Here is a 22,147-nt window from a genome sequence, read left to right as displayed (position 1 = left end):
CGGTATTCTGGCGGCGAGGCAGCCGGATAATTACGGGGCTGGAGCGGGGCAGATGGCGGTAAAGACGGACCAGCGCGGCAACAGCCGGGTTGTTTTCGAACGCGGGATTCCAGCTCAGATGATGGGAATCGACGGCACCTGGCGGCGCGACTGCACCATGGAGGACGTCTCCGAGAGCGGCGCCAAGCTGACCATCGACGGTTCGGTCGAAGGCCTACACTTGAAGGAATTCTTTCTGCTGCTGTCGTCCACCGGACTTGCCTACCGGCGCTGCGAGCTTGCCTGGGTCAACGGCGACCAGATCGGCGTCAATTTCCTCAAGCTCGGTGACAAGAAGAAAAAGGCGCGTTCCGCGACCGTTGGGGCGTAACGGCAACACCCGTCGTACAACCGTCACGGCGGGTGGTTAAGGCGGTTGAGACGCGGTGCGGCTGATCAAGTCCCGTGCTAGGATTTGCTGCGAACGCGAAGGGTCTGAGAAAGCGAAGGATGTCCGTCAAACCGACCAAAGCCATGGTGCTCGCAGCAGGGTTTGGCCTGCGCATGCGTCCGTTGACGGACAAGATGCCGAAGCCGATGGTGCCGGTGGCCGGCCAGCCGCTGCTCGACCACGTGCTCGACAAGCTCGGCCAGGCCGGCGTGACCGAGGCGGTGGTCAACGTGCATTACCTGCCGGACCAGATCATCAATCACACCGCATCTCGCCAGCATCCGCGCGTGACCATCTCCGACGAACGCGACCAGGTCCTCGGCACCGGCGGCGGCGTCGTCAAGGCGCTGCCGCTGCTCGGCGACGCGCCGTTCTTCCACGTCAATTCCGACACGCTGTGGATCGACGGCGTACGCTCGAACCTTTCGCGGCTTGCCGAAAACTTCGACCCCGCGCGCATGGACATCCTGCTGCTGATGGCGCCGACCGCAACCAGCATCGGCTATAGCGGCCGCGGCGATTACGGCATGCTGCCCGATGGCGCCTTACGCAAGCGCAAGGAAAAAGAGGTCGTTCCGTTCGTCTATGCCGGCGCGGCGATCCTGTCGCCGTCGATCTTCGCCGACGCCCCGCAGGGCGAGTTCTCTTTGACCAAGATGTTCGACCGCGCCAACGAGCAGGAGCGGCTGTTCGGCCTGCGGCTTGACGGTGTCTGGATGCATGTCGGCACGCCCGATGCCGTGCACGCCGCGGAAGAGGCGTTTCTGGAGAGCGTGGCGTAGAAAGTCCCGTCATTCCGGGGCGCGCGTCAGCGCGAGCCCGGAATCTCGAGATTCCGGCTTCGATGCTTCGCATCGCCCCGGAATGACAATAGGACAGCGGGGAAGACCCCGCCGCAACGCATGACCATTTGACCCCGCCTCCCTATATTGCCCTGATTCCCGAATCAGGCGACCCATGCGCGTTTTCAGCGTTCCCATCTCAGTTCCGTTCCTGCGCACGGTCGTCACGGCCCTGCTCGACGGCCGGCTGGTCGAGGGATTCGAGGCCCGCAAGGAGCCGGCGCGGCTGGCCGACGCCACGCTGTACCTGCCAACCAGGCGCGCGATGCGCGTCGTGCGCGAGATCTTTCTCGACGAGATGAAGGTCGACGCGGTCGTGCTGCCGCGCATCGTCGCGCTCGGCGACATCGACGAGGACGAGCTCGCCTTCGCCAGCGAGAGCGAACAGTTTTCCGGCGCAGCGCCGCTCGACATTCCGCCGCGGCTCGGCGAGCTCGAGCGGCGCCTGACACTGGCGCAGCTCGTTGCGGCCTGGGCCAAGGGCCCGGTGCTGTCGCCGCTCGTGGTCGGCGGGCCTGCTTCGACGCTCTCCCTTGCCGGCGACCTCGCGCGCCTGATCGACGACATGGTCACGCGCGGCGTCGACTGGAGCGCACTCGATAGCCTGGTGCCAGACCAGCTCGATCGCTACTGGCAGCACTCGCTCGAGTTCCTGCGCATCGCACGCATCGCCTGGCCCAACCATCTCGCCGAGATCAACCGGATCGAGCCGGCCGCGCGACGCGATCTGCTGATTGCGGCGGAAGCCAAACGACTGACCGCGCACCCGAACGGGCCGGTGATCGCGGCGGGCTCGACCGGCTCCATGCCGGCCACCGCAAAATTTCTGCACGCAGTCGCGTCGCTGCCGCATGGCGCGGTGGTGTTGCCGGGCCTCGACACCGACCTCGACGACGACGCCTGGCGCACCATCGGTGGCGTCCGCGACTCGCTCGGCAAGTTCGTGGAGCATCCGGCCTCGAATCATCCGCAATACGCCATGCACGCGCTGCTGCAGCGCTTGGCCATCAAGCGCAGCGATGTCGAATTGCTTCAGCCACCAGCGGAAGGCGGCCGCGATCTGCTCGCGTCCGAATCGATGCGGCCATCCGCCAAGACCGAAGTCTGGCACGACCGGCTGAAGCAGCCCGACGTCGCCGCAAGGATCGCCGGCGGTATGAAAGACCTCGCGGTCGTCGAGGCCCCCAACCCCGAAATGGAAGCGCTCGCGATCGCCATTGCGATGCGCGAGGCGCGGCATCTCGACAAATCGGCGGCGCTGGTGACGCCCGACCGCGCGCTGGCGCGGCGGGTGATGGCGGCGCTGACTCGATGGGACCTCGCCTTCGACGATTCCGGCGGCGATGTGCTGATGGAAACCTCAGCCGGCACTTTCGCGCGTCTCGCGGCCGAGGCGGCGGCAAAGGGCCTGGAGCCGCCGACATTGCTGGCGATGCTGAAGCATCCGTTATGCCGACTCGGCCGCGCGCCCGGCGCCTGGAAAATGGCGACCGAGAGCCTGGAACTTGGCGTGCTGCGTGGCACGCGCCCACCGGCGGGCACCGCAGGCCTTTCGCGCGAATTCAACCGCTTTCGCGAGGAACTCACAAAGCTGTGGCGCAGCGAAGTCTCCGCGCTCCATCGCGCCGAGCCTCGCGCGCGTCTCAAGGCGGAGGATCTCGATCGTACCCGGGCGCTGATCGATGTCCTGCAAAAAGCACTGGCGCCGATCGAGAGCCTTGCATCAACAAAGCCGTACGACTTTGCAGAGCTGGCGCATCGGCATCGCGAGATCATGATCGAGCTGTCGCGCGACGAGCAGGGCATTCCGCTGGCCTTCGAGGATCGCGATGGTCTCGCGCTTGCCAGTGCCTTCGACGACCTCCTGCGCGGCGGCACGACGAGCGGGTTGATGGTGTCGCCGCCCGACTATCCCGATGTCTTCCTGACCGCGTTCGGCGACCGCGCGGTGCGGCGGCGGGACAGGCCGGGCGCCCGCTTGCAGATCTACGGCCCGCTGGAATCGCGCCTGATGCAGGCCGACCGCATCATCGTGGGCGGCCTGATCGAGGGCGTCTGGCCGCCGGCACCGCGCATCGATCCCTGGCTCAGCCGGCCGATGCGGCACGAGCTCGGTCTCGACCTGCCGGAGCGCCGCATCGGCCTCTCCGCCCATGACTTCACGCAGCTGCTCGGCGGCAATGAGGTGATCCTCACTCATTCCGCCAAGGCCGGCGGCGCACCGGCGGTGGCCTCGCGCTTCCTGCACCGGTTGGAGGCGGTCGCGGGCGACGAGATCTGGAAGGCGGCCATTCGCGCCGGCGAGAAATATGTGCAGTTCGCGGCCGCGCTGGACCAGCCCGACGAGGTCAGACCGATCAGGCAGCCGGAGCCGCGGCCGCCGCGCGCGACGCGGCCGCTCAAGATGTCCGTCACCGGAATCGAAGACTGGCTGCGCGATCCCTATACGATCTACGCCAAACGCATCCTGCGGCTCGATGCGCTCGATCCCGTCGACATGCCGCTCTCGGCTGCCGACCGCGGTTCGGCGATTCACGATGCGCTCGGCGAGTTCACCGAGGCCTATGCCGCACGTCTGCCCGACGATCCCGCGCGCGTGCTGAGTGCGATCGGCGAGAAGCATTTTGCGCCGCTGATGGAGCGTCCCGAGGCGCGGGCGCTGTGGTGGCCACGCTTCCAGCGTATCGCCCGCTGGTTCGGCGAATGGGAGACGGCACGGCGCGGCGCAATCGAGGCCATCACGGCCGAGACCCGGGGCGAGATCTCGATCCCGCTCGACAACGCGCGCGCTTTCCATCTTTCCGCGCGCGCCGACCGCATCGAGCGGCGCCAGGGCGGCGGCTACGCCATTCTCGACTACAAGACCGGGCAGCCGCCGACCGGCAAGCAAGTCCGCATGGGCCTGTCGCCGCAGCTCACGCTGGAGGCCGCGATCCTGCGCGAGGGCGGCTTCCCGGATATCGACGCCGGCTCCTCCGTGAGCCAGCTCGTCTATGTCCGCCTCAGCGGCAACAACCCGCCGGGCGAGGAGCGCATCCTCGAGCTCAAGTTCAAGCAAGGCGACGAGCCCCAGCCGCCGGACACCGCGGCAGCCGAGGCGCGGGCCAAGCTGGAAGCCCTGATCCGCGCCTTCGAGGACGAGAACCAGGCCTATACCTCGCTGAATCTGCCGATGTGGGCGAACCGCTACGGCACTTATGACGATCTCGCCCGGATCAAGGAATGGTCGGCGGCCGGCGGATTGGGGATCGAGGAATGGTGAAGGCGCCGCGTCCCATCCCTGACGAGGTGCGCGCGCGGCAGGCGCGTGCGTCCGATCCGACGGCGTCGGCGTTCGTTTCGGCCAATGCCGGCTCGGGCAAGACCCATGTGCTGGTGCAGCGCGTGATCCGCCTGCTGCTGTCGGGCGTGCCGCCGGAAAAGATCCTCTGCATCACCTTCACCAAGGCCGCCGCGGCCAACATGGCCGAACGTGTGTTCACCACGCTCGGGCATTGGGTGACGCTGGATGACGCCGGGCTCGATGCCGCGATCCGTGCCGTCGGCATTCCGTATCCTGATAGAACATTGCGCCGTAGCGCGCGAAAGCTGTTCGCCTGTGCGCTGGAGACCCCGGGCGGGCTGAAGGTGCAGACCATCCACGCGCTGTGCACCCGCCTGCTCCAGCAGTTTCCGTTCGAGGCCAATGTGCCGGCGCGCTTTGCCGTGATCGACGAGCGCGACCAGACCGACATGATGGAACGCGCCAATCTGAAGGTGCTGCTGGAGGCAGCGCGCGACCCCGAGAGCGTGACCGGACGCGCGCTCCTGACCGCGATGGCGAGCGCCGCCGACGTCACCTTCAAGGAGGTGGTGCGCGAGGCGTGCCTCAGCCGCGATCACTTCATGGCCTGGGCCGACGAGGCCGGCAACGCGGAAGCCGCAGCGGCGCAGATGGCTGCGGTGCTCGGCGTTGACGCGAGCGACCGCATCGAGGACGTCGAGGCCGAGATTCTCGATGGCCCGTTCCTGCCGCGATCGCGGTGGGACGACATCGCCTTCGCGCTGGAGGACGGCAGCAAGTCCGACAACGACCAGGCAGGCCGGCTCCGCGAGGCGAAGGTCTTTTCCGGCAGCGCGCAGGTCGATGCCTATCTCTGCGTCTTCCTCACCGACGACAAGCTGCTGCGCAAGACGGTTCTGACCAAGAAGTTTGGTGAGCACAATCCGTCCGTCGCGCGCCTGTTCGAGAGCGAGGCGCAACGCCTCGCTGGACTGGTCGAGAAGCGCCGCGCGGTGACCCTGCGCGACCGCACAGCGGCCCTGTTGCATATCGCGACCGCGGCTGCCGCAAATTACCGGCGCGAGAAGCAGGAGCGCGGCCTGCTCGACTACGACGACCTGATCGACAAGACGCTGGCAATGCTGGACCGGGTTTCCTCGGGCTGGGTGCATTACAAGCTCGACCGCGGCGTGGACCACGTCCTGATCGACGAGGCCCAGGACACCAGCCCGCGGCAATGGGACATCGTCGCGCACATCATCTCCGAGTTCACCGCCGGCGAAGGCGCGCGCGAGGGGCTGAACCGCACCATCTTCGCCGTCGGCGACGAGAAGCAGTCGATCTTCTCGTTCCAGGGCGCAGCGCCCCACGAGTTCGACGCGCGCCGGCGCGAGCTGCATCGCAAATTCACGGCAGCCGGGCTGAAATTCGATCCGGTCGCCTTCACCTATTCGTTCCGTTCGGGTGCTGCGATCCTGCATTCGGTCGACCACGTCTTCCGCGATCCGCAGATCTACAAGAGCATCCATTCGGTCGAGATCGGTCATCCCCTGCACAATTCGCTCAGCGATGCCGGTCCGAGCGTCGTCGAGCTCTGGGATCTCGCGGAGGCCGACGATCGGCAGGACATCGAGGGCTGGCGAGCACCGTTTGACGGCGTCGCCGTCACCAGTCCCGAAGTCAAGCTTGCCCGCCGCATCCAGGCCGAGATCAAGCGGCTGGTCGAAAGCGGGACGCTGACCGGGCACGAGGGCGAACGCCGCCCCCTGCGCTATGGCGACATGCTGATCCTGGTGCGCCGGCGCGGCAACGCGTTCGATGCGGTGATCCAGGCACTGAAGCATGCTGGCATTCCGGTCGCCGGCGCCGACCGGCTCAAGCTCACCGAGCATATCTCGATCATCGACCTGATGAATCTCGCCGACGCGCTGCTGCTGCCGCAGGACGATCTTGCGCTGGCTGTGGCGCTGAAGAGCCCGCTGTTCGGGCTCGATGACGACGACCTGTTCACGCTTGCCTGGGACCGCAAGGGCTCGCTGCGCCGCGCGCTCGGCGAACATGCGGCTGGAAGCGAGAAGTTCGCCACGGCATTGCGACGCCTGGAAGCCTGCGAGATCCGCGCGCGCGAGGAGACGCCGTTCGCCTTCTATGCCTGGCTGCTCGGCGGCGACGGCGGACGGGCGCGCATCCTGCGCCGGCTCGGGCACGAGGCCAACGATGCGCTCGACGAATTCCTGGAGCTGGCGCTGAACTATGAACGCAAGGCGCCGGCCTCGCTGCAGGGCTTCATGGCCTGGCTGCGTTCGGCCGATACCGAGGTGAAGCGCGACATGGAGATCTCGCGCGACGAGGTGCGGGTGATGACCGTGCACGGCGCCAAGGGCCTGGAGGCGTCCGTCGTATTCATGGTCGACACGACGTCGTCGCCCGCGGACTCGCAGCGGGTTCGGCTGATTCACGTGCCGCGCGGCAATGGCGGCGAGGTGGTGGTCTGGGCCGGCCGCAAGGCGGATGATCCCAGGCCAGTTGCCGAGGCGCGCAAGGCCATGCTCGAGGAGACCGAGGACGAGTATCGCCGCCTGCTCTACGTCGCGATGACGCGCGCGGCCGACCGGCTGGTCGTCGGCGGCTGCATGCCCGGCAATATGAAGACGGTCCGCAAGCTGAGCTGGTACGACCTCGTCGACACCGGCCTTGCCGGCTCGGGCCTGGACAAGCAGACGATCGAGACGCCGCTCGGCAAGGTGACCCGATTCGCCCGGCCGGAGGATGTCGCGGCGCTGGGCACGCCGGCGGCGACCCTGAACCAATCGATCGTGCTGCCGGACTGGCTGCGAACGCCGGCACCGCGCGAGACCATCGACGACGATGCCGTGCGCCCCTCGGGCCAGTCTGCCGAGGAGGGCCGCGCCGTACGATCAGGCGAATCGGTCCAGTCACGCGCTCTGGCGTTGCAACGCGGCACGCTGGTGCACCGTCTGCTGCAATCCTTGCCCGACATCGCCACCGAGCGCCGGCGCGAGGCCGCGCTCGGCTTCATGGTGCGCAACGCCTCGGACTGGGCGGAGGCCGACCGCATCGCACTGGCCGACAAGGTGCTCACCTTGATCACTGAGCCGCGTTTCGCCCCCGTCTTTGCCGCCGGAAGCCGGGCGGAGGTCGCCATCGCCGGCCGGCTGGAGCGGCCGGACCGCAGCCCGGCCCTGGTGTCGGGGCAGATCGACCGGCTGGTCGTTCGTCCCGAGGAGGTCCTGATCGTCGATTTCAAGACCAACCAGGCGGCCCCCAGGAGCGCCGCCGAGGCGCCCGCCGCCTATGTCCGGCAGCTTGCGCTGTACCGGGCGGTGCTGTCGCGGCTTTATCCGCAAAAGCCCGTCAGGGCCGTCCTGCTCTGGACGGAGGCCCTTGAATATATGGAGATTTCGGCCCCCGCGCTGGACGCGGCGCTGGCATCCCTTCATCTCGGTGTGAGCGTCCTTGACCCGGCAAGGGGCCGTTCATAGGTTGACCGCATGATCCCGGGCGCGATTCCATGTCGCGCCGATTCTCTTTCAACCGAGTGAGGTACTCCCAATGGCCGTTAGCAAGGTTTCCGACGCCGATTTCGAAGCCGAAGTGCTCAAGGCGAACGGCCCCGTGGTCGTCGATTTCTGGGCCGAATGGTGCGGCCCGTGCCGCATGATCGCCCCCGCCCTCGACGAAATCGCCGGCGCGATGGGCGACAAGGTCAAGATCGTGAAGCTCAATGTCGACGAGAGCCCGAAGACCGCCTCCAAATACGGCGTGATGTCGATCCCGACCCTGATGATCTTCAAGGGCGGCGAGATGGCCTCCCGCCAGGTCGGCGCGGCGCCCAAGGCGAAGCTGCAGCAGTGGATCACGTCCGCGGTCTGATCCATCCCGAAGATTATTTTCGAAGCGGCCGGCCAAAGCCGGCCGTTTTGCGTTGATGGGACGTGTTCAGCGTATGACGAGTCCCGCCCTTGCCAGCCCCTCCCGCCAAGCTCGCCCGAAGATCGAGCTCACTCGTCGCGATGGAGGCGCGTTCGGTCGACGGGATCCCGCGTGGCAAGGAATGGCAATATGAACCCAAGTGGGACGGCTTCCGCTGCCTGCTGTCGCGCGAAGGCAGCAACCTCGATCTGCGCTCGAAATCCGGCGAGGACCTTGCGCGCTATTTTCCCGAGATCGTTGCCGCCGCGCTGAGGCTGAAGCCGGATCGCTTCACGTTCGACGGCGAGATCGTCGTGCCGCAGGGCAAGGGATTTTCGTTCGACGCACTGCTGCAGCGAATCCATCCTGCCGCAAGCCGGGTGAAGAAGCTCGCGCAGGACACGCCCGCGCTCTATCTTGTTTTCGACCTGCTCGCGACGGCCGGGGAGAAGCAGCTTGCCAAGGCGCCGCTCAGCGAGCGACGGCCGGCACTGGAAGCTTTTGCGAAGTCCTATCTCAAAGGCAGCATCTTCCGGCTTTCGCCTGCGACGGCGAGTTACGCCACGGCCGGGAAATGGCTCGCGCAATCCGGCGGCGGCTCGGATGGCGTCATCGCCAAGCGCATCGACCTGCCTTATCAGGCGGGCAACCGCGACGGCATGCAGAAGATCAAGAAATTCCGCAGCGCCGATTGCGTGGTCGGCGGCTTCCGCTACGCCACCAACAAGATCGCCGGACGCAACGTGGTCGGCTCGCTGCTGCTCGGGCTCTTCGACGATGAGGGCCTGCTGCACCATGTCGGCTTCACCTCGGCCATCAAGGCGAAGGAGAAGCCTGCCCTGACCGATCGGCTGGAGGCGCTGATCGGCGAGCCCGGCTTCACCGGCAATGCCCCGGGCGGGCCGAGCCGCTGGTCGACAGAACGTTCGGCGAAATGGTGTCCGCTGAAGCCGAAGCTCGTCGTCGAGGTCTGCTACGACCATTTCAGCGGCGAGCGTTTCCGCCACGGCACCTCGATCCTGCGCTGGCGCCCCGACAAGGCGCCGCGGCAATGCCGCTTCGAACAGTTGAAGCAGAAGGTGGCCGACCCGATGAAGCTGTTGAAGTGATGATCGCCCATGCTCCGGCTCTGCGTCGCGTCCGGGACACGAGCGTGACTATGCAATCCATCCCGTCGCAAGCGCGTTCGCGAGCTCCAGCTGACCATTGCGCCGCGCCAGCGCGGCCATCGCCTCGTGATCGTAGGCGATATGGCGGAAGGCGACCCGCCAGGCACCATCGACGAGCTCGAGGATCGCATAGCGCGCGTGGGGGGTGCCTGCCTCGACGACATGCGGGAATGGATGCTTGTCGCGATAACCAGGGCTGCCGACGCTGCCGGGATTGACGATCAGCCGGCCGTCGCGCAGGCGCACGGCGCGGGCGAGATGGGTGTGGGCGCACAGGATCAGCGACTGCGTGATCCCTTGCGCAAACTGCTCGATGCGATCGAGCGGCGACGGCGCGACCGTACCGTCGGGATGCACGGTGTCGAGCCAATAGATTTCGTCATTCTCGGGCGTCGCATGGCAGAGGAACACCTGGTCGCGAAGCACCCGCGTCATCGGCTGGGCGCGCAGCCAGTCGAGCTGGGCGGCATCGAGCTGTGCGTGGGCGGGCCGATCCCACGAGCCCATCTTCTCCGGCGGACGGTCGAGCAGATAGCGATCATGATTGCCGAGGACATGCACGGCATCGAGCTGCATCAGGATGTCGATGGTCCGGCGCGCATCGAGCGGACCGCTCAGCATATCGCCGAGATTGACGATGTCGGTGATGCCGTGAGCGCGGATGTCGGCGAGGACAGCCTCCAGCGCGCGGTAGTTTCCGTGGATATCGGCAATCGCGGCGAAACGCATTGGCATTTCTCTCTCGTTCCCCGGACGCAGCGCAGCGCCTTTTCAGCGGTGCGCTGCAGAGCCGGGGCCCATGTTGCGGCATTCTGGGTCCCGGCTCTGCGGCTCATCGCTTGCGCGATGCGCCTTGTCCGGGACACAAGACCGTCTATGCAGGAGGCGTGCCGTTGATCGCCAGCACATGACCGGCGAGATACAGCGAGCCTGATATCAGGATGCGCGGCGGCACCTCGTAGGCGAGCTTCGCCAAGGCGCGCAGCGCGGCTTCGACGCCTGACACGGTCTCGACGCGCATGCCGAGGCTGCGCGCGGCATCCGCGAGGCGATCGACCGGCATTGCGTTCTCGGCGTCGGGGATCGGCACCGCGATGATGTGACGGGTGAGGCCGGCGAAATTGGCGAGGAAACCCTGTGCGTCCTTGTTGGCCATCATGCCCGCGATCACCACCAACGGCCGCGACACCCGCTCCTCGAGATCGCCGAGCGCGGCGGCTGCAACGCGGCCGCCTTCGGGATTGTGGCCGCCGTCGAGCCAGATCTCGGAGCCCTGCGGTCCCCAGGACAGCAGCTCGCCCGAAGTGATGCGCTGCATCCGCGCCGGCCATTCGGCGCCGACGATGCCGGCCTCGAACGCTGCCTGATCGACCTTGATGGTTGGAATCGCGCGCAACGTCGCGATCGCGAGCCCGGCATTGGCGAATTGGTGGCGGCCGAACAGACGCGGCGCCGGGAGATCCATCAAGCCGCGATCGTCGGAATAGACCAGACGCCCGCGCTCGACATTGACGTGCCAGCTCTCGTTTGCGGCAAACAGCGGCGCACGCATGCGCCTCGCCTGCGCTTCGATCACGGCCATAGCCTCCGGCATTTGCTCGGCACAAATCACGGGGACGCCGCGCTTGATGATCGCGGCCTTCTCGCCGGCAATCGACGCCAGGGTCGACCCCAGGAAATCCATGTGGTCCATGCTGACAGGCGTGATCACGCAGCCCGCCGGCGCATCGATCACATTGGTCGAATCGAGCCGGCCGCCGAGGCCGACTTCGAGCAGCACCACATCGGCCGGATTCTGCGCGAACAGGTGGAAGGCCGCGGCCGTCTTCAGCTCGAACAATGTCGCGGCCTCGCCGGCATTGACGCGCTCGACCTCTTCCAGCGCTGCGCGCAATTCGCCGTCGTCGACGAGCACGCCGCCGCCCACGCGGCCGAGCCGGAAGCATTCGTTGATGCGGACGAGATAGGGCGAGGTATAGGCGTGGACCCGCAAGCCCGCAGCTTCCAGCGTCGCGCGCAGATAAGCGAGCGTCGAGCCCTTGCCGTTGGTGCCGGCAATATGGATCACCGGCGGCAGCTTGCGTTCGGGGTGACCGAGCCGTTCGAGCAGGCGATGCATCCGCTCCAGCCCGAGATCGATGCGCTTCTGATGCAGGGCCGACAGCCGCCCGATCAATTCGCCGAGCGGCGTCTTTGCACTGTCGGAGGAGGCGTTCACGCGTGCGGCGCGGCCGGCGCCGTCTCGGCAGCCGATACGATCTGCGCCGGGCTCGCGACCGGCTGCACCGATTTCGATGCGCCTTCCAGCGCCGGCGCCTTGGTCAGCAAGCGGCAGAGCCGCGCCAGCGTCGGGCGGAGTTCGTGACGATGCACGACCATGTCGACCATGCCGTGCTCCTTGAGATACTCGGCGCGCTGGAAGCCCTCGGGCAGTTTTTCGCGGATGGTCTGCTCGATCACGCGCGCGCCGGCAAAACCGATCAGCGCGCCAGGCTCGGCTATCTGCACGTCGCCGAGCATCGCATAGGACGCGGTGACGCCGCCGGTGGTCGGGTTTGTCAGCACGACGATGTAAGGCAGTTTTGCCTCGCGCAGCATCTGCACCGCAACAGTGGTGCGCGGCATCTGCATCAGCGACAGGATGCCTTCCTGCATGCGCGCGCCGCCCGATGCGGCGAACACGATGAACGGCGACTTCTTCTCGACCGCCAGCTCCATCCCGCGCACGATGGCTTCGCCCGCGGCCATGCCGAGCGAGCCGCCCATGAAGTCGAAATCCTGCACGGCGATGACGACGGCGGAGCCTTCGAGCTTGCCGTAGCCGACCTTGACCGCGTCGTTGAGATTGGTCCGCGCCCGCGCATCCTTGATGCGGTCGACGTATTTCTTCTCGTCGCGGAACTTGAGCGGGTCGGGCGTGACCTCAGGCAGCGCGACGTCGAACCAGGTCTCGTTGTCGAAGATCGACTTCAGACGCGCCACCGCGCCCATGCGCATGTGGTAGTTCGAGCCGGGAATGACGAACTGGTTGGCCTCGACGTCCTTGTAGAACACGAGCTGCCCGGAATCCGGGCATTTGATCCACAGATTCTCCGGCGTCTGCCGCCGCAGCATGTTGCGGATTTTCGGCCGGACCACATTGGTAAGCCAGTTCATGGTTTGCTCCGATGTGCGAACCCGCTTCGCGGATCACCTGAAGGATATATGGCCGCCGGGCGCCTGTCCGGCAAGCCGCCGTGTCGTCCGCCTTGGCAGCGGAATTATGACCTATTCGGCCGCTTGTTTCGCGCCTTTGACGCCCTCGGCCAAGGCCGCCGTCAGTTCGGCGACGGCGTTGACGGTTGTGCCGGTCGCCCGCCCCTCCGCATCGAGGCTGGTCTTGAGCGCATCGACCAGCGCGGTGCCGACGACCGCACCATTGGCATGCGAGGCAATGGCGCGCGCCGTCTCCGGCGTACGGATACCGAAGCCGACGCAGACCGGCAGCTTGGTGTGCCGCTTGATGCGGGCAACTGCCTCGCTCACCGCCGCGGAGTCCGCCGTCGCCGCACCGGTAATGCCGGTGATGGAGACGTAGTAGACGAAGCCCGAGGTGTTGGCGAGCACGGCCGGCAGGCGCTTGTCGTCGGTCGTCGGCGTCGCCAGGCGGATGAAATTGAGGCCGGCCTTCATCGCGGGCAGGCAGAGCTCGTCGTCTTCCTCCGGCGGCAGGTCGACGATAATGAGGCCATCGACGCCCGCGCTCTTCGCATCGACCAGGAACTTGTCGACGCCATAGATGTAGATCGGATTGTAGTAGCCCATCAGCACGATGGGCGTCGCGTCGTCGTCCTTGCGGAAGCCGCGCACCAGTTCGAGCGTCTTCTTCAGAGTCATGCCGGCCTTGAGCGCGCGCAGGCCCGCAGCCTGGATCGACGGGCCGTCGGCCATCGGATCGGTGAAGGGCATGCCGATCTCGATCACGTCGGCGCCGGACTTCGGCAGCGCCTTGATGATCTCGAGCGAGGTCGCGGGATCGGGATCGCCGGCCATCAGGAAGGTCACGAAGGCCGAGCGGCCCTGCTTCGCAAGCTCGGCAAAACGGGTGTCGATACGCGTGGTCACTTGCTCTTGCCCCTCAGGATGTCGCCGACCTGCGGCACGTCCTTGTCGCCGCGGCCGGATAGATTGACGACCATCAGGTGATCTCTCGGCCGTTTCGGCGCGAGCTCCATCACCTTGGCGATGGCGTGCGCGGGTTCGAGCGCGGGGATGATGCCTTCGAGCTTCGACAGCAGCTGGAACGCGGCGAGCGCCTCGTCGTCGGTCGCGGAGAGATAGTTCACGCGGCCGACCTCATGCAGCCAGGAATGCTCGGGGCCGATGCCGGGATAGTCGAGGCCGGCGGAGATCGAATGCGCGTCCTGGATCTGGCCGTCGTCATCCATCAGCAGATAGGTGCGGTTGCCGTGCAGCACGCCGGGACGGCCGCCCGCGATCGAGGCCGCATGCAGCTGCGTAAGTCCGTGGCCCGCGGCTTCGACGCCGAAAATTTCGACGGAGGGGTCATCGAGAAACGGATGGAACAGGCCCATCGCGTTCGAGCCGCCGCCGATGCAGGCGACCAGCGAATCCGGCAGGCGCCCTTCGACCTCCTGCATCTGCGCCTTGGTCTCGTTGCCGATGATCGACTGGAAGTCGCGCACCAGCGTCGGATAGGGGTGCGGGCCCGCCACCGTGCCGATACAATAGAACGTGTTGTGCACGTTGGTGACCCAGTCGCGCAGCGCCTCGTTCATGGCGTCCTTGAGCGTGCGCGTGCCCGACTGCACCGGAAACACCTTCGCGCCCAGCATCTCCATGCGAATAACGTTGGGCTGCTGCCGCTCGACGTCGACGGCGCCCATATAGACCACGCATTCGAGGCCGAAGCGCGCGCACAGCGTCGCGGTGGCGACACCGTGCTGGCCGGCGCCGGTCTCGGCGATGATGCGCTTCTTGCCCATGCGTCGCGCCAGCATGATCTGGCCGAGCACGTTGTTCACCTTGTGCGAGCCGGTGTGGTTGAGCTCTTCACGCTTGAGGTAGATCTTGGCGCCGCCGAGATGCGAGGTGAGGCGTTCGGCGAAATAGAGTGGCGAGGGCCGGCCGACATAGTTCTTGAGATAGCCGTTCATCTCGGCTTGGAACGCCGGATCGGCCTTGGCCGCGGTGTAGGCCTTTTCCAGATCGAGGATCAGCGGCATCAGGGTTTCGGCGACGAAGCGGCCGCCGAAGATGCCGAAATGGCCGCGCTCGTCAGGACCGCTGCGGTAGGAATTGGGTTTGGCGACGTTCATCGAACACTCAACTCTTGGCTTGCATCTTGGGTGGCGCGCGCGGCGCGAATGAAGGTCTGGATCATCTCGGGGTCCTTGACGCCCGGGGCGCTCTCGACACCGGAAGAAACGTCGACGCCGTCGGCGCGGGTAACGCGGAGGGCCTCCGCGACGTTGTCGGCGTGAAGCCCGCCCGAGACCAGGTAGGGCAGTTTCAGATCGAGATTTTCCAGCAGGTGCCAGTCGAACGGCTCCCCCAGGCCGCCGGGCCGCGTCGCATCCTTCGGCGCGCGCGCGTCGAACAAAATGCTGTCGGCGACCGCGGCATAGCCGGGCACCATGGCGAGATCGGCTGATGTTGCGACCGGCACCGCCTTCATCACCGGACGGCCGAACCGCTGCTTGATGTCGCGCAGCCGCGCTACGCTCTCCTTGCCATGGAGCTGGAAGATGTCCGGCGACAGCGCATCCATGATGTTGTCGAGCGTGGCGTCGTCGGCATCGACCGTGAGCGCGACCTTGAGCGCGCGCTGCTTCACCTGGCGGCCGAGCGCGCGTCCGGCCTCCAGAGAGAGATGCCGCGGCGACGGCGGAAAGAACACGAACCCCACCATGTCGGCACCGGCGTCGAGCGCCGTTTGAAGCGTCTCGCGCGTGGACAGGCCGCAGATTTTGACGAGCAGGGACATGGTCTCAAAGCAGATGGAGGCCGCGGATCCGCGGCCGGAAAACGGTGCTTTCGGTCGGGGCCGCTTCTACAACGTCGCGCGCTGCTTGTCTCGCCCGACGGGCCCGTACAGGCCCACCCCGGAGGGGGAGGGAAGGCGCTGGGGCTCGGGCCTGGCCGCAGCCGCCTGGGCCCGCAGATCGGCCAGTTCGGCCCTAACGGCCCGGGCCTCCGCATCATTCCGGCGCGCCGCGCGCCGCCAGCGCCGCTGACCGAACCAGACGGCTGAGCCCCCGACGACGACGCCCAGCGCAGCCACCAGGATCAGGAGCAGGAACAGCGGCAACGTCAGCGACAGTGACGGGTCGTCGGAAATGAAGGGATCGAAGGAGACCGTGACGAAATGCCGGTTGGCGACCGCAAACGCGACCAGGATCAGGCCCAGCGGAATCACGATCAGCGCGGTCAGGAACTTTCGCATCTCGCTTCGCTCGCCTTGAATCAAGCTTGCGGCCGCATCATGCGCGGCCGCGAAAACCCCTGATGCCGGCCCTCAGCATGATCCGGAAAAGTGTGCAGGGCTTTCCGAAAAGATCATGCTCTAACAACAACCTAAAGCGCGGTCGCATCGCGCTTTAGTCTGCCGCGCCGGGATCCGGATGGTCGCGGTTCAGCCGCTCGCGCATTTCCTTGCCGGTCTTGAAGAACGGAACGCTCTTCTGATCGACGGGCACATGGGCGCCGGTGCGTGGATTGCGCCCTGCGCGAGCAGGACGATGCTTGACCGAGAAGGCACCGAAGCCGCGCAACTCGACGCGATCACCGCGCGCGAGGGCCGCTACGATCTCTTCGAGAATCGCATTCACAATGTTCTCGACATCCCGCTGGTACAGATGCGGGTTGTGCTCGGCGATACGCTGAACAAGTTCGGATTTGATCATCGAGAGATAGGACCCGGAAGCGTGCGGACGACCATTTCCGTGAAAATACCTTGATCTGTCAAGACGCTAAATCAAGGCTGAGCGCCGTGAAAATGCGTGACAAATGCCGAAAAAGCGGGCTGGCCCGGCACTCGCCACACGAGAAAACCTTTCGGAACTCGCCTATCCCAGTCAATTTGATGCGGCCGGCTGCCACAGGGCCAGCATTCCATCCATTCCGAGCCGGTCGACCGCCTGCGCGACGCCGGTTTGGCCGATTTGATGCGCAATCGAGCCCAAACCGAGCGCTTCAAGCGTCACGGCGGCGGCCGTCCTGAGGAAAGTAAGATCGCCAAAGCGCGGCTGGAGCTTGTAATCGCGCACGGGAAGCCCCTTCTTGACGCTCTTGTGCTCGACCAGCCAGGTCACGGCCGTCTTCTCGTCGCCGATCTGGTCGATCAGCTTGAGATCGATCGCCTGACGCCCGGTGAAGACGCGGCCGTCAGCGACTTTTTCGAGCTGCGTGTCATCCATGCCACGCCGCTCCTTCACCATTCCCTTGAACCAGGCATAGGAATCCTTGACCAGCGCATCGAGCGCGGCGCGCGCCTCGGGGCTGGTCGGCTCAAACCCGTTGGGTGCCGCCTTCAGCGGCGAGGACTTCACCTCCTCGACCTTGACGCCGATGGTCTTCAGCAGCTCGGAGACGTTGGGGTACTGGAACAGCACGCCGATCGAACCGACCAGCGAGCTCTGCTGGGCGATGATGTGGTCGCTCGCAATCGCGGTGATGTAGCCGCCCGATGCGGCGAGGCCCTCGACCACGACGACCAGCGGCTTCTTCGCCTTCAGCCGAACGAGCGAATCGTAGAGCTGCTCGGAGCCCGCGGTGGTGCCGCCCGGCGAGTTGATGTGAACGATGACCGCGGCGGCCCGCGAATTCTCCAGCCGCTCCAGCGCCTGCGTCCGCTCGGAATCGCTGCGGATCAATCCATCGATATGGACGCGCGCGATCGAGCCGGCGGATGCGAAGGTGCCACGCACTCCGGGTGTCGCGATCAGCGCGAAGCTCGCAATTGCCGCGATCGCGATCAGCGCGGCCATCACACGCCAGAACGTCAGCTTGCGGCGGATCCTGCGGCGATCGACGATGATGTCCGAATCGAGCGACATCGGAATATCTCCAAATGAAAGGCTGGGCGCGTTGTGCCGTCACAGCGTGACCATCGGCTTAGTTGAATACATCAATTGCGGCGCAATTTGAAGAAAACAAGGCCTGGTGAGGGGCGAGCAAGTCGCGCAGACTCAGTCGTCATCCCCGCGAAGGCGGGGATCCATAACCCCAGGGAGAAGTCGTCGCGCGAGCTGGCAACTGCGAGTCTTCGCCAAACTTCTCCCTGGGGCTATGGGTCCCGGATCCGCGCTCCGCTTCGCTGCGCTTGTCCGGGACGACAGTTGTGTATGCCGCAACGAAAAAGCCCCGGCTCGCGCCGGGGCTTTGATGCAGCGAAAAAAGCGTTTCGCTTACTTGTTGTCGCGGTTCTTGAGCGCGGTGCCGAGGATGTCGCCGAGCGTCGCACCCGAATCGGAGGAGCCGTATTGCGCGATGGCTTCCTTCTCTTCGGCGACTTCGAGCGCCTTGATCGACACCTGGACCTTGCGGGCCTTCTTGTCGAACTGGATCACGCGGGCATCGACCTTCTCACCGACGGCGAAGCGTTCGGCGCGCTGGTCATTGCGGTCGCGCGCGAGCTCCGAGCGCTTGATGAAGGTGGTGAAGTCGGTACCGGCGATCTTCACCTCGATACCGCTCTCCTTCACTTCGAGCACTTCGCAGGTCACGACCGCGCCCTTCTTGACATCGCCCGGCTCGGCGAAGGGGTCGCCTTCGAGCTGCTTGATGCCGAGCGAGATACGCTCCTTCTCGACGTCCACATCGAGCACCACGGCCTTCACCATGTCGCCCTTCTTGTAGTTGTCGATCACCTGCTCGCCCGGAAGCTTCCAGTCGAGGTCGGAGAGGTGGACCATGCCGTCGACGTCGCCCTCGAGACCCAGGAACAGACCGAACTCGGTCTTGTTCTTGACCTCGCCCTCGACCACCGAACCGGTCGGATGACCTTCGACGAAGACCTCCCACGGATTGCGCATGGTCTGCTTGAGGCCGAGCGAGATGCGGCGCTTGACGGAATCGACTTCCAGCACCTGCACGTCGACCTCCTGCGAGGTCGAGACGATCTTGCCGGGATGCATGTTCTTCTTGGTCCACGACATCTCGGAGACGTGGATCAGGCCTTCGATGCCCGGCTCGAGTTCGACGAACGCACCGTAGTCGGTGATGTTGGTGACGCGGCCGGTGAAACGGGCGCCCAGCGGGTACTTGGCTTCGATGCCCTGCCACGGATCGTCGAGCAGCTGCTTCATGCCCAGCGAGATGCGGTGCGTCTCGTGGTTGATCTTGATGATCTTGACCTTCACGGTCTGGCCGATCGAGAGCACCTCGGTCGGGTGGTTGACGCGGCGCCACGCGATGTCGGTGACGTGCAGCAGGCCGTCGATGCCGCCGAGATCAACGAACGCACCGTAGTCGGTGATATTCTTGACCACGCCGTCGATGACCTGACCCTCTTCGAGGTTCTGCACCAGCTCCTGACGCTGCTCGGCGCGGGTCTCTTCGAGAACCGTGCGGCGGGACACCACGATGTTGCCGCGGCGGCGGTCCATCTTGAGGATCTGGAACGGCTGCGAGTTGTTCATCAGCGGCGCGACGTCGCGGATCGGACGGATGTCGACCTGCGAGCGCGGCAGGAACGCCACGGCACCGTCGAGGTCGACGGTGAAGCCGCCCTTGACCTGGTTGAAGATGACGCCGTTGACCTTCTCGTTGTTCTGGAACGCCTTCTCGAGCTTGCCCCAGCTCTCTTCGCGGCGCGCCTTGTCGCGCGACAGCACGGCTTCGCCGAGCGCGTTCTCGATGCGATCGAGGAACACTTCCACCTCGTCGCCGACCTTGAGGTCGCTTTCACGGCCGGGACCGGAAAATTCGCGCAGCGCGACGCGGCCCTCGGTCTTCAGGCCGACATCGATGACGGCCATGTCCTTTTCAATTGCAACCACCTTGCCCTTGATGACGGAGCTTTCCTGCAGGTTGCCGCCTGCGAAGGACTCGTCGAGCATCGCGGCGAAATCGTCACGCGAGGGGCTATAGGTATCAGCAGAAGTCGAAGCCATTTGTTCTCCAGTTGCGGATGTCTTGCCGGCCGTTGGGTTCATGGGCGCATCGCACGCACAGTGTCGGAAGGTCCGCAAGACCTTCGAGCGACCGCTCGCTGCCCCGGCTTGGCACCGGAACGGCGGAAGCGGGCCGGCTGAGGCCCGCACGTTCGATACGTGGAAATCTTTGTCCGGAACCTTGATCGCGCCGGCCCCGAAACGAGGGGACCGAAGATATCGACCTCAAAGAGGCGGGAGCGGGCGCTTCCTCCAATGACGGCTGCGGCTTAACCCCGCGACCGGCCCGCTCGGACGGCCTCGATAATGTCGATGGCGGCCCGGACGCCGCCTTCTATATCCAGTTGGGAGTTATCTAGCAAGTAAGCATCCGGGGCCGGCTTCAAAGGCGCAATCGGCCGATTCTTGTCGCGTTCGTCGCGCTGGATGATGTCGGCGAGCACGGCCGCCTCGTCCGCCTCCTCGCCCCTCGCCCTGGCCTCCATGGTCCGACGGCGCGCGCGGACCTTGGGGTCTGCGACGACGAAGATCTTCACGTCGGCATGGGGGCAGATCACGGTTCCGATGTCTCGGCCGTCCAGCACGGCCCCGGGCGGATCGGCGGCGAATTGCCGCTGGAAGTTGACCAGGACCTCGCGAACCCCGGGGATCGCCGAGACGATCGAGGCGCCCTCGCCGGCCTTCTGGGTCTTCAGCGCGGGATTGCCGAACTTTTCGGGATCGAGTTCCAATGCGGCCTGCACCGCAGCCGCCTCGTCGCGAAGATCGTGGCCGGACTGCATGAGAGAGTAGGCCACCGCGCGGTAGATCACGCCGGTATCCAAGTGGCGATAGCCGTAATGGTGAGCGAGGCGCTTGCCGAGCGTCCCCTTGCCCGAAGCCGCCGGCCCGTCGATGGCAATGATCATGAAAACTCGGCCCCTAGCGAACGCATCATCGGAATGAAATCCGGGAAACTGGTGGCGATGAAGGCGGTGTCGTCGACCGCCACGGGCTGGTCGGAGGCGCAGCCCATCACCAGCGCCGACATCGCGATCCGATGGTCCATGTGGGTGGCGACGGTGCCGCCACCGGGGACATGGCCGCGGCCCTCGACGATCAGATCATCACCCGAGATCTCGACCTTGACGCCGTTGACGCGGAGCATGGCGGCGGTGGCCTCCAACCGGTCGGATTCCTTGACGCGCAGCTCCTGCAGGCCGCGCATGATCGTCGTGCCTTCGGCGAAGGAAGCTGCCACAGCCAGCACCAGATATTCGTCGATCATCGACGGCGCGCGCTCCGGCGGCACCTCGACGCCGCGCAGTTTTGACGCGCGCACGCGCAAATGCGCCATCGGCTCACCGGCGTCGCCCCGCACTTCGCTCTCCTCGATCGAGGCGCCCATCTCGCGGAGCGTGGTGAACAGACCGGTGCGCAGCGGATTGGTCATGACGTCGGACAGCAAGATATCGGAGCCCTCGACGATGAGCGCCGCGACGACCGGGAAGGCCGCCGAGGAGGGATCGGCGGGCACGACGACGTTCGCGCCATGCAGTTCGGGCTGGCCCACCAGCGTAATACGGCGGCCGTGCGGGCCTTCCTGAACCGAGGTAATGTCGGCGCCGAAATGCTTCAGCATCAGCTCGGTGTGGTCGCGGCTGGCCTCGGTCTCGATCACGGTCGTGGTGCCCGGCGCAGCCAGGCCCGCCAGCAGCACGGCCGACTTGATCTGGGCCGAGGCGACCGGGGTCTTGTAGGTGATCGGCAGCGGATCACGCGCGCCCTGGAGTGTCAGCGGCAGACGGCCGCCTTCGCCGCCGGAGACGACCCTGGCGCCCATCTTTTCCAGCGGATCGAGGATCCGGCGCATGGGGCGGCTGCGCAGCGAGGCATCGCCGTCGAACACCGCCGAGATCGGGCAGCCGGCGACGGCGCCCATGACCAGCCGGCAGCCGGTGCCGGAATTGCCGAAATCCAGTGGCGCCTTGGGCGGGGCGAAGCCGGCGACACCCACGCCCTGCACCTTCCAGGCGAAATCGCCGATGCGCTCGACCTTGGCGCCGAGCGCCTGCATGGATTTGGCCGTGTTGAGGACGTCCTCGCCCTCCAGCAAGCCCGAAATCCTGGTCTCGCCGACCGCGAGCGCGCCCAGGATGAGGGCACGGTGGGAGATCGACTTGTCCCCGGGCACCCGTACTTTCCCGGTCAGGGGACCGCTGGCGCGAGACTGGAGCGGCCTCGGTTGGTCGGAATGGGTCAAGATTGTGTCCTTGAATAGGCCCTGTGGGCTGGCGCGCAGGTACCACATGGTCCGCACCCCGTCACGGGCATGTCGTTCTCCCGTAATGCGCTATTGACAGCGGGCCGCCAACTAGCCAAGTGAAGCACCGCTTTTCAGACATTCCCAGGATTCC

At 66.0% G+C, this 22,147-nt stretch carries 18 protein-coding genes; 6 read left to right on the top strand and 12 right to left on the bottom strand.

The genetic code is table 11. From position 1 onward, the window contains the following. Positions 1–52: 52 nt before the first annotated feature. The 6 genes from XH87_RS15655 (at position 53) to XH87_RS15630 (ending at position 9,576) form a co-directional block, all read left to right on the top strand. Positions 53–370 carry a PilZ domain-containing protein gene (locus XH87_RS15655; protein WP_158670627.1) on the top strand — a complete coding sequence of 106 codons (318 nt, stop codon included), beginning with the start codon at positions 53–55 and terminating at the stop codon, positions 368–370. A 119-nt stretch (positions 371–489) separates the two neighbouring features. Continuing rightward, a complete protein-coding gene (locus XH87_RS15650; RefSeq protein WP_271587966.1) occupies positions 490–1,212 on the top strand; it encodes a nucleotidyltransferase family protein in 723 nt (240 codons plus the stop codon). Between the two features lie 175 nt (positions 1,213–1,387). Next, positions 1,388–4,534, top strand: coding sequence for a double-strand break repair protein AddB (addB, locus tag XH87_RS15645; protein WP_271587965.1), 3,147 nt, complete (start codon positions 1,388–1,390; stop codon positions 4,532–4,534). After that, positions 4,528–8,037, top strand: a complete 3,510-nt coding sequence (gene addA / locus XH87_RS15640) for a double-strand break repair helicase AddA (protein ID WP_271587964.1) — start codon at positions 4,528–4,530, stop codon at positions 8,035–8,037. The genes addB and addA overlap by 7 nt, the downstream gene beginning before the upstream one ends. 70 nt (positions 8,038–8,107) lie before the next feature. Continuing rightward, positions 8,108–8,428 (top strand): thioredoxin, encoded by a 321-nt coding sequence (trxA, locus tag XH87_RS15635; RefSeq protein ID WP_008540017.1) that lies wholly within the window; start codon positions 8,108–8,110, stop codon positions 8,426–8,428. 140 nt (positions 8,429–8,568) lie between these two features. Then, entirely contained in the window at positions 8,569–9,576 is a 1,008-nt protein-coding gene (locus tag XH87_RS15630; protein ID WP_271587995.1) for an ATP-dependent DNA ligase, read from the top strand. 48 nt (positions 9,577–9,624) lie between these two features. Here XH87_RS15630 and XH87_RS15625 read toward each other — a convergent pair whose 3' ends face one another. From XH87_RS15625 to aroA, 12 genes are all read right to left on the bottom strand, one after another. Then, positions 9,625–10,365 (bottom strand): metallophosphoesterase family protein, encoded by a 741-nt coding sequence (locus XH87_RS15625; RefSeq protein WP_271587994.1) that lies wholly within the window; start codon positions 10,363–10,365, stop codon positions 9,625–9,627. Between the two features lie 145 nt (positions 10,366–10,510). Continuing rightward, on the bottom strand, positions 10,511–11,854 hold the full coding sequence (locus tag XH87_RS15620; RefSeq protein ID WP_271587963.1) for a bifunctional folylpolyglutamate synthase/dihydrofolate synthase: 1,344 nt from the start codon (positions 11,852–11,854) through the stop codon (positions 10,511–10,513). After that, on the bottom strand, positions 11,851–12,792 hold the full coding sequence (gene accD / locus XH87_RS15615) for an acetyl-CoA carboxylase, carboxyltransferase subunit beta (protein ID WP_271587962.1): 942 nt from the start codon (positions 12,790–12,792) through the stop codon (positions 11,851–11,853). Before accD ends, XH87_RS15620 begins: the two co-directional genes overlap by 4 nt. 111 nt (positions 12,793–12,903) lie before the next feature. Next, on the bottom strand, positions 12,904–13,740 hold the full coding sequence (trpA, locus tag XH87_RS15610) for a tryptophan synthase subunit alpha (RefSeq protein ID WP_271587961.1): 837 nt from the start codon (positions 13,738–13,740) through the stop codon (positions 12,904–12,906). Continuing rightward, positions 13,737–14,954 carry a tryptophan synthase subunit beta gene (gene trpB, locus XH87_RS15605; RefSeq protein WP_158670098.1) on the bottom strand — a complete coding sequence of 406 codons (1,218 nt, stop codon included), beginning with the start codon at positions 14,952–14,954 and terminating at the stop codon, positions 13,737–13,739. The genes trpA and trpB overlap by 4 nt, the downstream gene beginning before the upstream one ends. Further along, entirely contained in the window at positions 14,951–15,622 is a 672-nt protein-coding gene (locus XH87_RS15600; protein WP_271587960.1) for a phosphoribosylanthranilate isomerase, read from the bottom strand. Before XH87_RS15600 ends, trpB begins: the two co-directional genes overlap by 4 nt. A 66-nt stretch (positions 15,623–15,688) precedes the next feature. Further along, positions 15,689–16,081 carry a lipopolysaccharide assembly protein LapA domain-containing protein gene (locus XH87_RS15595; protein WP_035704191.1) on the bottom strand — a complete coding sequence of 131 codons (393 nt, stop codon included), beginning with the start codon at positions 16,079–16,081 and terminating at the stop codon, positions 15,689–15,691. A gap of 154 nt (positions 16,082–16,235) precedes the next feature. Then, entirely contained in the window at positions 16,236–16,541 is a 306-nt protein-coding gene (locus tag XH87_RS15590; RefSeq protein WP_008539997.1) for an integration host factor subunit beta, read from the bottom strand. Positions 16,542–16,712: 171 nt separating this feature from the next. Next, entirely contained in the window at positions 16,713–17,693 is a 981-nt protein-coding gene (sppA, locus tag XH87_RS15585) for a signal peptide peptidase SppA (RefSeq protein ID WP_035704189.1), read from the bottom strand. Between the two features lie 351 nt (positions 17,694–18,044). Continuing rightward, entirely contained in the window at positions 18,045–19,751 is a 1,707-nt protein-coding gene (rpsA, locus tag XH87_RS15580) for a 30S ribosomal protein S1 (protein WP_035704188.1), read from the bottom strand. Positions 19,752–20,020: 269 nt separating this feature from the next. Then, complete coding sequence (gene cmk / locus XH87_RS15575; protein ID WP_271587959.1) at positions 20,021–20,659, bottom strand: (d)CMP kinase; 639 nt, start codon at positions 20,657–20,659, stop codon at positions 20,021–20,023. After that, positions 20,656–21,993 carry a 3-phosphoshikimate 1-carboxyvinyltransferase gene (gene aroA / locus XH87_RS15570; RefSeq protein ID WP_271587958.1) on the bottom strand — a complete coding sequence of 446 codons (1,338 nt, stop codon included), beginning with the start codon at positions 21,991–21,993 and terminating at the stop codon, positions 20,656–20,658. Before aroA ends, cmk begins: the two co-directional genes overlap by 4 nt. Positions 21,994–22,147: the final 154 nt, after the last annotated feature.

The sequence above is a fragment of the Bradyrhizobium sp. CCBAU 53415 genome (assembly GCF_028128735.1).
Taxonomy (GTDB): Bacteria; Pseudomonadota; Alphaproteobacteria; order Rhizobiales; family Xanthobacteraceae; genus Bradyrhizobium.
This window is presented reverse-complemented; position numbering and strand designations above follow the sequence as displayed.

What these genes read in the sequence shown, in the direction of transcription:
- XH87_RS15655 (WP_158670627.1), top strand. Translation starts at nt 53, where the DNA reads ATGGCGGTAAAGACGGACCAGCGCGGCAACAGCCGGGTTGTTTTCGAA.
- XH87_RS15650 (WP_271587966.1), top strand. Translation starts at nt 490, where the DNA reads ATGTCCGTCAAACCGACCAAAGCCATGGTGCTCGCAGCAGGGTTTGGC.
- addB (WP_271587965.1), top strand. Translation starts at nt 1,388, where the DNA reads ATGCGCGTTTTCAGCGTTCCCATCTCAGTTCCGTTCCTGCGCACGGTC.
- addA (WP_271587964.1), top strand. Translation starts at nt 4,528, where the DNA reads ATGGTGAAGGCGCCGCGTCCCATCCCTGACGAGGTGCGCGCGCGGCAG.
- trxA (WP_008540017.1), top strand. Translation starts at nt 8,108, where the DNA reads ATGGCCGTTAGCAAGGTTTCCGACGCCGATTTCGAAGCCGAAGTGCTC.
- XH87_RS15630 (WP_271587995.1), top strand. Translation starts at nt 8,569, where the DNA reads ATGGAGGCGCGTTCGGTCGACGGGATCCCGCGTGGCAAGGAATGGCAA.
- XH87_RS15625 (WP_271587994.1), bottom strand. Translation starts at nt 10,365, where the DNA reads ATGCGTTTCGCCGCGATTGCCGATATCCACGGAAACTACCGCGCGCTG.
- accD (WP_271587962.1), bottom strand. Translation starts at nt 12,792, where the DNA reads ATGAACTGGCTTACCAATGTGGTCCGGCCGAAAATCCGCAACATGCTG.
- trpB (WP_158670098.1), bottom strand. Translation starts at nt 14,954, where the DNA reads ATGAACGTCGCCAAACCCAATTCCTACCGCAGCGGTCCTGACGAGCGC.
- XH87_RS15600 (WP_271587960.1), bottom strand. Translation starts at nt 15,622, where the DNA reads ATGTCCCTGCTCGTCAAAATCTGCGGCCTGTCCACGCGCGAGACGCTT.
- XH87_RS15595 (WP_035704191.1), bottom strand. Translation starts at nt 16,081, where the DNA reads ATGCGAAAGTTCCTGACCGCGCTGATCGTGATTCCGCTGGGCCTGATC.
- XH87_RS15590 (WP_008539997.1), bottom strand. Translation starts at nt 16,541, where the DNA reads ATGATCAAATCCGAACTTGTTCAGCGTATCGCCGAGCACAACCCGCAT.
- sppA (WP_035704189.1), bottom strand. Translation starts at nt 17,693, where the DNA reads ATGTCGCTCGATTCGGACATCATCGTCGATCGCCGCAGGATCCGCCGC.
- rpsA (WP_035704188.1), bottom strand. Translation starts at nt 19,751, where the DNA reads ATGGCTTCGACTTCTGCTGATACCTATAGCCCCTCGCGTGACGATTTC.
- cmk (WP_271587959.1), bottom strand. Translation starts at nt 20,659, where the DNA reads ATGATCATTGCCATCGACGGGCCGGCGGCTTCGGGCAAGGGGACGCTC.